At 44.3% G+C, this 12,068-nt stretch carries 13 protein-coding genes; 6 read left to right on the top strand and 7 right to left on the bottom strand.

Annotated elements, in window-relative coordinates:
* Window positions 1-697: hypothetical protein (locus tag H6A34_RS11010; protein WP_205105557.1), on the top strand; the 697-nt coding region annotated here is incomplete at its 5' end.
* Window positions 698-913: 216 nt separating this feature from the next.
* Here the strand turns inward: H6A34_RS11010 and H6A34_RS11005 are convergent.
* From H6A34_RS11005 to H6A34_RS10995, 3 genes are read right to left on the bottom strand one after another with little or no spacing between them, the layout of a single operon-like run.
* Window positions 914-1,972, bottom strand: a complete 1,059-nt coding sequence (locus H6A34_RS11005; RefSeq protein ID WP_205105556.1) for a hypothetical protein — start codon at window positions 1,970-1,972, stop codon at window positions 914-916.
* Entirely contained in the window at window positions 1,962-2,810 is an 849-nt protein-coding gene (locus tag H6A34_RS11000) for an AAA family ATPase (protein ID WP_205105555.1), read from the bottom strand. The genes H6A34_RS11005 and H6A34_RS11000 overlap by 11 nt, the downstream gene beginning before the upstream one ends.
* Window positions 2,811-2,823: 13 nt before the next feature.
* A complete protein-coding gene (locus H6A34_RS10995) occupies window positions 2,824-3,753 on the bottom strand; it encodes a DNA-processing protein DprA (RefSeq protein WP_205105554.1) in 930 nt (309 codons plus the stop codon).
* 209 nt (window positions 3,754-3,962) lie between these two features.
* Here H6A34_RS10995 and H6A34_RS10990 point away from each other — a divergent pair, with 209 nt between their 5' ends.
* The 5 genes from H6A34_RS10990 (at window position 3,963) to H6A34_RS10970 (ending at window position 8,712) form a co-directional block, all read left to right on the top strand.
* Window positions 3,963-4,412, top strand: a complete 450-nt coding sequence (locus H6A34_RS10990; protein ID WP_205105553.1) for a DIP1984 family protein — start codon at window positions 3,963-3,965, stop codon at window positions 4,410-4,412.
* A gap of 250 nt (window positions 4,413-4,662) precedes the next feature.
* Window positions 4,663-5,106 (top strand): DUF6557 family protein, encoded by a 444-nt coding sequence (locus H6A34_RS10985; protein ID WP_205105552.1) that lies wholly within the window; start codon window positions 4,663-4,665, stop codon window positions 5,104-5,106.
* A 191-nt stretch (window positions 5,107-5,297) separates the two neighbouring features.
* A complete protein-coding gene (locus H6A34_RS10980) occupies window positions 5,298-5,720 on the top strand; it encodes an FtsZ/tubulin family protein (RefSeq protein WP_205105551.1) in 423 nt (140 codons plus the stop codon).
* A 26-nt stretch (window positions 5,721-5,746) separates the two neighbouring features.
* Window positions 5,747-6,637 carry a hypothetical protein gene (locus H6A34_RS10975; protein ID WP_205105550.1) on the top strand — a complete coding sequence of 297 codons (891 nt, stop codon included), beginning with the start codon at window positions 5,747-5,749 and terminating at the stop codon, window positions 6,635-6,637.
* A 932-nt stretch (window positions 6,638-7,569) separates the two neighbouring features.
* The gene (locus tag H6A34_RS10970; RefSeq protein ID WP_239480852.1) at window positions 7,570-8,712 is read left to right on the top strand and encodes a phage integrase SAM-like domain-containing protein; all 1,143 of its coding nucleotides are present in this window, start codon (window positions 7,570-7,572) and stop codon (window positions 8,710-8,712) included.
* A 22-nt stretch (window positions 8,713-8,734) separates the two neighbouring features.
* Here H6A34_RS10970 and H6A34_RS10965 read toward each other — a convergent pair whose 3' ends face one another.
* From H6A34_RS10965 to H6A34_RS10950, 4 genes are all read right to left on the bottom strand, one after another.
* Window positions 8,735-9,283, bottom strand: a complete 549-nt coding sequence (locus H6A34_RS10965) for a 3'-5' exonuclease (protein WP_205105549.1) — start codon at window positions 9,281-9,283, stop codon at window positions 8,735-8,737.
* Entirely contained in the window at window positions 9,271-10,236 is a 966-nt protein-coding gene (locus tag H6A34_RS10960) for a helix-turn-helix transcriptional regulator (RefSeq protein WP_205105548.1), read from the bottom strand. Before H6A34_RS10960 ends, H6A34_RS10965 begins: the two co-directional genes overlap by 13 nt.
* 501 nt (window positions 10,237-10,737) lie before the next feature.
* The gene (locus tag H6A34_RS10955) at window positions 10,738-11,382 is read right to left on the bottom strand and encodes a hypothetical protein (RefSeq protein WP_205105547.1); all 645 of its coding nucleotides are present in this window, start codon (window positions 11,380-11,382) and stop codon (window positions 10,738-10,740) included.
* Window positions 11,383-11,471: 89 nt separating this feature from the next.
* On the bottom strand, window positions 11,472-11,861 hold the full coding sequence (locus H6A34_RS10950; RefSeq protein ID WP_021949450.1) for a hypothetical protein: 390 nt from the start codon (window positions 11,859-11,861) through the stop codon (window positions 11,472-11,474).
* Window positions 11,862-12,068: the final 207 nt, after the last annotated feature.

Genomic DNA, 12,068 nt, shown 5'->3' with positions numbered 1-12,068 from the left:
TTGGCCAAAAGGGTCAAAGTCGCGTGGCTTTTCCACCATCAAAGCGCATTGTGACGCTACAGGTCGGCGGCTTGAATACTCACAAACTTTTGCATCCTTGGGAAACATTTTCACCGGACACCTGGAAGGCATCCCATGCTGTGGCATTCCTCATCCGTCGGCACGCTTATTCCGCGAAGAACGCGAACTGATGAGAAAGGTTGTCACGCAGACATATCGTTGCGAAAATATCACGGCCGATGCTTGTCAGGACTTGCTTCACAGCATAAGGCAACGCAGAAACGCAAAAGGATTGTCGAAAGAAGAAATGGCCACTTTGTTTGAACTTCTCATTGCACGTATGCAAAGCCTGCCATATCCTGCGTATGAGTCCTGCGAAAAGAAATACAGTCGCTACGACTTGTGCAATGGCCTGCAACTGACCATAGCCAACAACTCGACCACTCATTGCATAGCTATACGTCCCAAAAATTATAAAGGAGAAAAAGACATTGACCAAATTTCAATGCCACACGTGAGAGAATTACTCACATGCTTTGATAAAGCAAATTATGCCAATACACCAGTTTGGTTAGGCGTGAAGGATTTTAACACCCTGACACTGGAAAATGATATAGAAGATTTGGCAAAAGATTTGGTGAACGAAATGAAGAAACTCATTTCTGAAATCTATACGATTCTGCCACCTTCCCGATAAAATCCATCGAAGTCACCCTTCACTTTTCCATCGTCCTCTCCAGCTCCGCCCATTCCATCTGCGAGGGGACGATGGTTCGTTTCTACGTCCGCCTGTATTCGGGTAGGCTACCATTGCCCAGACTAAGCACAACGTTCATTAGCCATCATCGTGCATGATCGTCGAAGCCGACTTGTGTCAGTAGTTCTTTTAGTGTCATAATTATACGTGATTCGGTTATGAGAAGATGTCGTAATAAGTCTGTATGTCTCTTTTGCGTAAAAGCAGCCGCATACTTTGTTGCATGAGCGAAGAAGAACGGTTGTCGGTCTGCTCCCATAGTTTATTGTGCGAAGCAAAATCAGTCAAACGGTTGAACAAGTCATACATATTCATGTTGCTTTTTGCTTGTTTTGCCGGGACGTGTAAGTTTTTTGTTTTATACATTTCCAAAAGTTTGATGTACGGCATCAGCTGTTCCGCCAAGTCTTCGGGAGCACCATGTCGCAACAAAAGATTCTTGCCGCTATGTACCTCCGACACCGAGGCTGGTGTATTGTTGGCTGTAACCAACGCATTCTTAAACGAATTCCAGTTCCGGGCAGTCAACTTTAGACTGTTGGCTGAATTGATAATCCCTGTTATCTTTTTATCATCAATCTTGTGTATGCGTTCCAATGAGTTTTCTGAAAGTTGCATCTGCCCGTTCGTGCAAATCAGTCGGAGGTAATAGTTGCCAAGCTCTATCTCTCCAAGATTCCATTTTAAATATAACCCGTTAGTAACAAACTCATCGTCGCTGAAAGGTGCATCGTGTTGTGGACAGATAGGCATCAAGCGTATGATCATACCATACGCAGCACAGGCGGAAGCCTGCATTTGGTCAACCTCATAACCGTATTTGTCGGCAAGTATCTCGACAATATCGAAAAAAGTGCGCATGGGTATCGCCTCATCGTCTAATGGCACAATGCCGTCAACTATGTATTCGACAGCATTGGCTATTAGCGCGAATTTCTTTGGATGGGCCACGCAGTTGGCCATGGCAAAACTGTTCCTCAAATTCTTCACGACGTCGTTTCCGTAAGCCTGCTTTACTCCTTCACACTGGCGGGGTGAAAGTCCTATCAGTTGGTCGAGTCGGTTCTGCACGTTCGGGGTTAGCATAACAGACACACCTCGAATGTTGTAAAAATTCTCACTTTCGGCAATCAGTTCATTCTTGTCCATCACGATGTAAGGAGCCTGTTCTTGCAAAAGTGCGTCACGCCTTGATACATATTCTTTATTTGTCATCACTTATGTTATTAAAAAGTTTATTGAATTTGTCTGCATATTCATGAAGTTGCGTACTGACCTCGTTTTGAAGTTTCCGCAACTTTTGATCGTTGTAAAACCGTTCTTCATCAAAATACACATCTCCGGTCTGACTGAGACTGTAATACAACTTCACACCAACATCACCACGCCGATGTTTGGAGAATGTAACATAACGGTCAGAATAGATGTTTTTCGGATTGTCGAGCCGCAACTCCATCATGGCGGTTGTCATGTGTTTCAATCTGTTACTGCCAATGAAAGCACCGCTTTTTGTCACCTGTTGTATGGTTAGGAAGGAGGTATGTACTCCCCTCTCGTTTTTCGCCTTGTTTTGCTTTTTTATGATTGATAATAACAAGCTTTCGGATTTTTTCAACGTAATATTCTCTTCTTCTTTCACGATGCCTTGTAGTTCGTAAAAGGAATCAATCGCAACGATATCCCATCCCATACGCAATGCTTCCTCAAAGTCGTCAAGGGCATGTGCGTCGGAATCAAATTCAGCTTCAACAAACATAATATCCAACTCGCCGAACTTAGGATAGCGCTGTACGTAAATGGCTAAGTCGATTTCGTTCATCTCTGCGCTTACAAAAAGCATCCTCACATTAGGTTGTATTCTATGAATGTTTGCCATTAAATCAAGAATGATAGTGGTTTTACCTACACCGGGATCTCCGATAACCATGTAGTTGACTCCTTTCGGAAGGCCACGATAACTGCACAACAACAAGTCCAACACTGTTCCAGATAAGTAGTTAACGAACAGATTTTTGTCGAATATTATATCCTTGACCTTTACTATCTTTTTCATTCTTAGCATACTGTTATGGACAAACAAAAAGTCGATTATAATTGTCTAATATTATTTCCTGCCCAGGTCTAACAGGCAGGGCCAAGTTGTAATCGAGCAGAAACTTGTTGCCGGAGTTCAGTTCATTCTGCGTGTCATACCGGACAGCATAGACATCATGTTCCCACCCAAATAGATCATCGTTATACGTTTGGGCGAAACGCACGGCATACATCGTACCGCTGATGATGGGGCATTGGGCCACGATGACCGATTGGGTCAAAACGACCTGCATACGACAACGCGCCACTAATCTCGTGGGGTTGGCTTTCACGCCGAAGGGATGCTCGGACAGGATGGTTCCGCCCTTGGCGATTATTTCATCCTGTAAAGACTTGTTCACCTTGGGATGCGTGATGTCCAGGCCCGAGGCCACCACTGCTATTGTCTGCCCGCCTACATCGAGGCAGCCCCGATGGGCGGCCGTATCGCAACCCAAAGCCAAGCCGCTGATGACGATATGTCCTTGCTCGCCCATCTGTTTGGCAAGCCCGTAGGCCATGTCCAATCCATCTTTGTCCGCGGCACGGGCACCAATGATAGCCACATTGTCCTCACGGTTGGGCAAATCCTTATTGCCAAGCACGTGAACAAGTGGCGGTGCGTCTTCTAAATGGCGGAAGTGATGAGGATACGCTTCGCTATAATAAGGAATAGTGACCACTCCGGCTTTTGCCTGTCTATCCAATATCCGTTTTGCCTTGTCGAGTTCGCGGATGGACATGGAAGCCGTTTCTTTCAATGAATATCTTTCGCCTTCCCTGTCTTCATATAGTTGCTTGGAAGAATACCCCAACAATTGCAGGCATAATAGTTCTTCTACTGAAAGGCAAGAAACCCTCCACGTTCCCATTTTATTTTGCCCCTTCTTGACAGTCTCTTTCCAATCTTCTCTATTTTTCATAAATGGTATTTTATTTTGCGGCAAAGGAAACCTTTCGATGCGCCGAATCGGAGCATAGGCTGATTATTTTTTTTCGTCTGCTTTCGTTTGCATTACTCTACATGTGGTTCGAAAAATTATAATAGAAATAAAAATATCTCCGCCTTGTGCTGCGATTTGGCACTTTCATGACGGATCTTTGTACCATCAAACCAAATAGGAGGAATAGAATGAAACTGGCAGAAGCATTAAGCATCCGCGCTGACCTGCAAAACAGAATCGACCAATTGAAGAGTCGGCTGAAGTACAGCGCCAAGGTGCAGGAAGGTGACCAACCTTCTGAGGATGTGAACGAATTGTATAAAGAACTGGATGAATGCCTTTCGCAATTCGAGGGGATTGTTTATCGGATTAACCACACCAACATGCAAACCGTGCACGAAGGAGAAACTCTCACTCAGATGATTGCCCGCAAAGACGCATTGAAGTTGCGTCTGACAGTAATGCGCGACCTCTTGAAGCATGTTGTTGAAAATGACCGTTACGGACGACAGGAGATAAAATATGTCCGCACGGTGGATGTGGGCGAACTGAGAAGGGTGACGGACAACTATTCCAAACAACTCCGAAACCTGGACATGAAGCTGCAAAGCCTGAATTGGTCAGTAGACTTAATTTGACATGAGAAGGCGTAGTCCTTCTTTGCATCAGACAATGGCGGCACTTCCTTGTCGCATGACAAGGGCAACAAACCAAGGTGGCAGCTGGTAGAGGCATGGTTATTACTGCGCATCTCCAGCACAGCGTACAAACGCATTCACGCATACGACCCCTGGGGGAAGATTATTGCGCATTACCTTGTGCCGATTGTTTTTGGAAAGAGGACGAGGGTGGGTTGAGGGAATTAGTATCATGATAAAAAATAGTGTTATGACATTCAAGGAACTGTTTTCGCAATTTAGTTTTGCTGAAATAAGTCCGGCATTCTTGAATCTATGGCAAACCAACGAACCGAAGTTGGCCGGGCAGCTTGATTTGGACAAGTGGGAAAGAATTTATCAGAAAGTGCAAGCGTTGGAGGCAAAATCATCCCCCTATTACATCCGCTTGGGATGGCGTTGGGAAACCTGTAGTCCGATGATAGATATGAACTGTTCTGTATACGACAAAGCGGACAATCACCTCGACTGCCCTATGGCCTGCTACCCTTCGTGGTCGGAAATAGCTGGTATGGAAGTGGTGGTAGAAAAAGATATCGTGATCACGCCACAAGAGCTTGTCGCGGGCTTGCTATGGGAAATCACGTATTTCGGCGGAACGGAAGAGATTGCACAAAAAAATATGGATAGGACATTTCACGGAGGAACAAAATGAGACGAGAGAATATTGGCATGTTCATTTGGGAATGTCTTATTTCTGTCTTCATGGACATGAAACGAAAAAAGGTTGCCGCAATCATTTGGGCATGTATTGTTTTTACCCTTATTTTTTTCCTGCTTGTCTCGCTTAACGGAGAAATGTCGGAAGAACGGTGGGTAAGAATAGATTTTTAATAGTATAGAGAAATGGAAGAATCAAATAGAGAAGAATTGATACGAGTTATCAAGGATGAACAGGAAATAACAAAAGATTATTTCATCAATGTAGCCCAAGCAAAAGGATTGATTAATTTAGATTTGAATGATTTCAGAAAATTCGCTGATAAGTATAAACTCGTAATGCAGATAACCGTTGATGCCCGCATCTCGGTTTCCGCTCAAATAGAAATTGCGATGGAGGAAATAAGGAAACATGGGATAACTGTGGTATCAGCCATTATTCTGTCTGTCTCGTTCAACTCTTCATATTCGTTGATGATGAAGGAGCTTGAGAGTGTATCAGATTGTTTAAACAATTTGACAAAACAAAATATAGAGGTGATATGGGGAATACAAAAATGTGTCAACATTTTAAATCAATGCAGTGTATCTTTGTTTGTCTTCGTATAATCAAACTCACTAATTAATAAAACGGCATGAATGATATTAATGAAATATTCTTTGACAATCACGGGCTGACTTCCACATCGGCATCGCATTTGGCGGATTTGGCGCAAGAGGTCATAGCCGGAAATGAGGCAAAGTTGAAAAATATGACTTTTTTGACTACGAAAGTCGACATTGTAGGTTCGGCTTCCGAATCAGGGAAAACCATCTGTGTCGGCTATGACGGGAATATGCTGGCCCAGGTGCGTCCGCTTTTGGAAGAAATAGCCTCAATGAACGCTTTTTGCGCTTGGATGAGGGAAGCAGTCAAGGCTAAAGACAAAGAATTAAAACAGGTGGCAAACTTCACATTTGAAGAATGGTGTACGCTTCAAGGAGTCGAAATACCTTCCAGTCCATCCTATCCGAAGGAAACGACGGAAGCGGATATCATTGCTCAAATGAATATCAAGGAGCGTAACCGCTATCTGCAATTGGAAGCCGTAGCAGCTACTATTGGGAAATATATCCATCCCGGAGGCCAATTCTCTTCAGCCCGTGAAGAACTCCAAAACAGAATCATGAAACCTTACAGCACCGATGGCAATGGAAAAGACACGCTGATTTATGCTCATGTCCCTTCCGTCGAACCGCAAAAAGTAGAAGAAGTGTTTTTCGAGCTTCAAAAATGGCATCGTCAGAATGAACGGGAACTGAACAAAATGAAGTTTGCTATCAAAAAACAAGCTGAGAAACAGACTTTAGAAAATACCCATCAGTTCAAACAGGAATTGGAACGTGAAAAACAATGCTACATGGCGTTTTTCACCCAATACAAAGAATGGCAACTGAAAGAGCAGGAACGCATCTCTAAGTTGAAAATCAATGTACCGGAAGCCTTGCAAGAAACTTATGACCGCCTGAGTCGGCTTGAAGAATAAAGAACAAGGTGTCGCGAACCAGCATCTCAATGGATGCCAATCACGGCTTTGATGGGGCAGGAGGTTGTCGCTTTTATTTAGGAATTAGAACATAGAATGTCTAACTAACAAACGGCGGATGTTTATGGGTATAAAAAACATCCGGTCTTGGACTTTGGCTTTACCTGTGTCTTTGTCTTGGTATTCCTGCAAAAGGAATGCCGTATTGACAATCTCTGCCCCTAACTTAAATTGGAATATAATGGAACATTTGAGAAATGTATTAGGTCGACCGAAAAGAAAATTCACATCTTGGGAGAAGGTTTATATTGGTTTTATGGCAATCGTCCTATCAAGCAAAATAGTATTATATATTTTTTGCGGATTACGGGATAAGCAAAAAGACTAATCTGATATTGCATATTCACGTGAATTCTTGCCTAATAGGATATACGACAAAAACAAACTTCCAGATTTCAATCAAGATATTGTCTTTTATACTTGCCATTACATTATGCTTGTCGCAAAACTATAAATTATTTGCGACCAATAATATGAGGCTTTATTTGGCATTACTTGTAGGGATACTATGTGTCCAACAAGCTTAATCGCAACATTTAACCCCCTAATTCTTGCGTAAACAATGCGTAAACAAACGGTTTAAGTTAGGGGTATTTAGTGAGTTTCATAGGAGATAGTAAAAATCGTAACTATCTGATAATTAATTAAGATTAGCAAATCGAACTATCACAGAAAATCATCTTATCGTTCTCATAATCTGGAGGTCCCAGGTTCAAGCCCTGGATGGCCCACCGATAAACTCCTGTAAGTCAATGACTTATGGGAGTTTTTATTTGTTCTTGTAGGTATTGGATTATGGCGAAAACAGGTTGAAACCAGCCTTAAACTGCGAAATGTTGGTCTATTGTTGTTCCCAAATTATTTGAGATAAAATGCTGACATTCAAGGCAGAAGTGCTGAAAAGCAAGCAGAAAAGCGACGGTACTTATAATGTAAAAATCAGAATGACTTACAACAGGGAGGTTAAAAGATTGTCTACCAATATTTTTGTCAAGCAAGAAGATTTAACCAAGTCATTCAAACTGAAAAATCCAAAGTTCATAAAAGAAGCCGACGCAATAGTCAGGTATTATCAAGAAACGTGTACAAAACTGCAACTTGATATCAACCATTACACTTTGGATGATATTTTAATCCGTCTGAAAGGTGAACAGAAGAAAGCCCAAGAGATAGACTTCATCCAGTTCAGCAGGGGATGGATAGCCCATGCAACAATCAAGGGAGTTGAAAACTACACATCTGCCATCAATTCTTTTGTGCAGTTCCTTGGCAAAGACAATCTGTGTATTAACAAACTGACTACCTCTTTATTGAAAGACTTTATAGACTATCTTGTCAGGAGGAGAGATGAAAAAGTCAAGCTGCTCATGAAGCAAGGTAAAAGAGTACCATCCAACAGAGTGGTTTCCTTGTATCTTGGCAGTATCAGGCATTTGTTCAACGAAGCAAGGAAACAATATAATGACTATGACAGGGACATGATACTCATCCCTCATTCACCTTTTGACAACTTCAAAATCCCTAAACAGGAAGCAACAAGAAAGAGGGCTATATCAGCAGAGCTAATCAAGAAAATATACAAGTTGCCTTACCGTTATAACAGCAGGGGAAAAGAAATAAAAGGCAGGTACAACCTTGCCAAGGACTGTTTTATAATGTCTTTCTGCCTGATAGGCATGAACACGGCTGATTTGTATAACTGCACGGAATTGGATGATGGTGTAATAACATATTATAGGACTAAAACCACCAGCAGGAGGAATGACAATGCCAAGATGAAAGTGAAAGTGCCTGCATTGATAATGTCCTTATTTGAATTAGTCAAGATGAAAACTTACATCAGCTTACGCGGCATGATCGGCAAGTTCTTTATCATCTGTATCGCAAACGATAAGTTTTGCATCCATGAAAAGCTTAGCATTCTTAATGTCGGAAGCAAAATTATATCTGCCGTTACCGACAGCAACGATTATTATTGGCATAATTTGAAGTTTACTATTTATTATCAAAAATGAAATTAACTTTAAAAATTGATTCCTATAGAATTCCGTTACAATAACCCATCTCCTCCAATCCGCAGCCTGCATCTTTCAATTCCCTCAGAAACAACCGTGCGCACATCTCGGCATCATCGCCTGCCCGGTGGTGCTGACCGTAAGATATCTTGAACTGGTCGCAAAGGTAATCCAGACTGTTGCAACCGAAGTTGTAGAGCCTGCGTGCGGCACGGAGGGAACAATAATAAGTGATGTCGGGCTTCTCCATACCGTATAGTTCCAACGAGTGGCGGATGCAACCGATGTCGAAAGCGGCGTTGTGAGCCACAAGCACGGGCGTGTCTTTAAGGTATTCACAGATTTCAGCCCATACTTCCGGAAACTCAGGAGAGTTAACTGTATCATTCGGGCGGATACCGTGTATCTGCATATTCCAATAACTGTAACTGTTTCCTTGCGGACGGACGAGCCACGAACGGGTTTCCACTATCTCCCCGTTACGCACCACACAGATTCCGGCTTCACAGATGGAAGCGCGTTTACCCGTGGCTGTCTCAAAGTCGATGGCTATGAAATTTATTCCTTGCATGGTTTATCCTCCTCTTCCCAAGTGTAATAATCCAACATGTTTTTTGCGAAATTGCGCATTTCGTTGCGCACTGATTCAGGCTCCAGCACTTCTACTTGGTCACCTTGAGCAAGCACCAACTGATAGAAGTCGAAAGTCGGCTTCAGGTGATATTCAAAGAGCGTGGACTCGTCATCGCCCTCTATCTCACGCTGCGACTCATGCAGCGGCAATGTACGCAGATAGTCGGCAAAACCGCCATAGGCCAAGAGTACGATGCGCCGGATGGGCCCGTCCGACGTGATTACTCCACAACATCCTTCAAAATACCGGTTTACGTCGAAGTTTTTTTTCATCTTGAACGTCTTGCCAGTGTCCTGGATATCCGAAATGCGGTCGAGGGCATACACCCGGTAGACATCGACAGGCTTGATACCTTTCTCTTTGTTCCGCTCCGAATAGTACGGACTGCGTGCCACCACGTACCAACGGCGCTTCACCACTTTCAGGCAGTAAGGCTCGATATCAAACGTGCTGGCTTCCGGCTTGCCGAACCCTTGGTGCGTGATGCTCAGCACGTGGTTGCGCCGCATGGCCTCGGCAATGGGAGTGAGCCACGTCTGCCCCGAGGGAATATTCTCAAAAATAATCCGGTCTTCCAGTTTGTTGTCCGCCTGGATTTGGTTCAGCGTGGCGTATGAACTTATCAGCCAGCTTTGCAGATTGCTACCCTCCAACCGTTCAGGCTCGTCAATGTAATACCGGTAACCGTCCTTCCGGTCGCAGTCAATGTACACGTCAAAGATGTCCTTGATGGCTTTCTGGTGATTGTGGAACGTGCGCAGAGGCAATTCCTCACCGTAGCCCAGTCCGCTTTCCTGCCAAAGCTCGCTGATTTCCTGGAACGTAAGGCGTTTGTATCGGCGAAGGGTATCTATCAGCCAGACATAGCGCCCGAAGAGATTTGCTGCCATAATCGTGCTTTTTTGTTTAGGTTACAAATATAGGGATATACTTGTGAAAAATTGAGGCATAACTACAAATTATTCGTTTTTAGACAAAAATTTCCATGCTCTGCCATGTTCTGGCACTTCATGTGTGTTACTTTGCATCCGTAAATATGTCAAACTTAAAAAATCAAACGATTGTGTCTATTCGTAAAAGGTGGCCTTTGGCCTTGTGAAAAGTGCCCTTTTACATAATAAAATGCCGTCTTTCGTGTTCTGAAAGACGGCATTTTGGATTAGCAAAAATACGCTTTAAATTCTTACAATCAGCATTGAATATATGTTATTGTGATTGAAATTGTAAGTGATTAGCGCATTATATTCATTTAGCCATGTATTATTATTTCTGCCGTTTTTAATGGATTAAAGTCAATCTCATGCCTTCCCGAACCGCACCCGACGGCTTTCACGGATACATTACGTAACCGTGAGGTTGCCGTGTGGTGACGTGCTGGCGGCACAATGGCGTCAGAAATACTCCTTGAGCTGTGCCGCCAGTGAGGCAAGTTCCTGCGGGCTGCCGTTGCCGTAGCGCTGCCATACGCCGCGGCAGGCTGAATATAAGGCTTCGTCGTCGGGTCTTTTACGCTTCAGGTAAGGGTCACATGCCTGGAAGGCGGCAAGAATCCCGACTATCGTGGCAGCCTTAAGATGTGTCAGGCGGGCCGTCTCCACAACCTCGGGCGTCTCCGCCACCATCGTGACAGGCGTCAGCCTGAAGTACAGGTCGAGCACTACGATAAGCGTAACGGGCATTATGTCGGTGTGTCCGGCTATGGGACGAAAGTCCATCTCGAATGTCTCGTTCACCTCCACGCCGTCATAGAACACGCCGTCGGTGCTGAATCCGCGCATCTGCCGCAGCGTCCTGACGTCACGCCCCAGGCGTTTGGGGTTGCCGGCATAGCGTTCGCAGAGCCGGCGCAGGTGCGGCGTGTCGGGCCGGCGCAGTCGGAACATCTGCTCGTAGAGGAACTGCGGCGGTATGTGCAGCTCAAGGCTGAGCTCCACCATGCCGCGCGAAAACATCGGCTTGACGCCTTCCGGCCGCCGCAGGTACAGCTTCATCAACGGCAGCCAATATTCATCTGTCCATAAGGGGTGTGTTGTCATAATGGCAATGATTATTTGAGGGTGAGAAGGTGAAAAGGTGAGGAGGTGAGAAAAAGTTTCTTTGCTTTGCGTCTCACTTTCTCACCTTTTCACTTTTTCACCTTTTCGTTTATGTCTTTCATCTTTTTCAGCCTTTCGGGCGAGTATGTGCGGCTGTGCCGGTCGATGAAGTCGAACAGGGCGTAGGCCATGTCGAGCTGTGCCGTACGCATGGGTTCGCTCATCAGGTCGGCCTCGGCGTTATACAGTTCGGCCAGCATGTTGAGCCGGTCGAGGCGCTCTTCCTCGTGGTATTTCTCCACCCACCGCATTATGTCGTCAAGCGATGCGGTGTGGAAGAAGGCGTAGTCACCCAGGTATTTCTCGTACATCAGGCGCATGGCCTCCTGCCTCTGGCCTATCTCTTTCTTCTCTAAGAAGCGCTGAAGGGCGGCCATGAACTCGCGAATCAGGCGCTGGATGTAGTCTCGTTGGAGCATAGTGACTGTTTTGTTTTTATTTTTTAGGAGTTAAGGAGTTAAAGGGAGTAAAGGAGTTAAGACAAATGTCTTGCCTGGTTCGTAAGCATGTAAGTTCTTTTTTTATTATTTTTTCTTCTGATAGACAGGGCATTTGTCTTAACTCCTTTACTCCCTTTAACTCCTTAACTCCATTAAATATTCATACAACTTCTTGTAAAACGGGTG

The organism is Marseilla massiliensis (assembly GCF_016899855.1).
In the GTDB taxonomy this organism is placed as follows: Bacteria; Bacteroidota; Bacteroidia; order Bacteroidales; family Bacteroidaceae; genus Prevotella.
Note: the sequence above shows the minus strand (reverse complement) of the source record. Positions and strands in the feature narration are given on the sequence as shown.

Coding starts and splice junctions, on each gene's coding strand:
- H6A34_RS10960 (WP_205105548.1), bottom strand. CDS start 10,236: ATGGCAGCAAATCTCTTCGGGCGCTATGTCTGGCTGATAGATACCCTT.
- H6A34_RS11000 (WP_205105555.1), bottom strand. CDS start 2,810: ATGAAAAAGATAGTAAAGGTCAAGGATATAATATTCGACAAAAATCTG.
- H6A34_RS10970 (WP_239480852.1), top strand. CDS start 7,570: ATGCTGACATTCAAGGCAGAAGTGCTGAAAAGCAAGCAGAAAAGCGAC.
- H6A34_RS10990 (WP_205105553.1), top strand. CDS start 3,963: ATGAAACTGGCAGAAGCATTAAGCATCCGCGCTGACCTGCAAAACAGA.
- H6A34_RS11005 (WP_205105556.1), bottom strand. CDS start 1,972: ATGACAAATAAAGAATATGTATCAAGGCGTGACGCACTTTTGCAAGAA.
- H6A34_RS10950 (WP_021949450.1), bottom strand. CDS start 11,861: ATGCTCCAACGAGACTACATCCAGCGCCTGATTCGCGAGTTCATGGCC.
- H6A34_RS10985 (WP_205105552.1), top strand. CDS start 4,663: ATGACATTCAAGGAACTGTTTTCGCAATTTAGTTTTGCTGAAATAAGT.
- H6A34_RS10955 (WP_205105547.1), bottom strand. CDS start 11,382: ATGACAACACACCCCTTATGGACAGATGAATATTGGCTGCCGTTGATG.
- H6A34_RS10995 (WP_205105554.1), bottom strand. CDS start 3,753: ATGAAAAATAGAGAAGATTGGAAAGAGACTGTCAAGAAGGGGCAAAAT.
- H6A34_RS10965 (WP_205105549.1), bottom strand. CDS start 9,283: ATGCAAGGAATAAATTTCATAGCCATCGACTTTGAGACAGCCACGGGT.
- H6A34_RS10980 (WP_205105551.1), top strand. CDS start 5,298: ATGGAAGAATCAAATAGAGAAGAATTGATACGAGTTATCAAGGATGAA.
- H6A34_RS10975 (WP_205105550.1), top strand. CDS start 5,747: ATGAATGATATTAATGAAATATTCTTTGACAATCACGGGCTGACTTCC.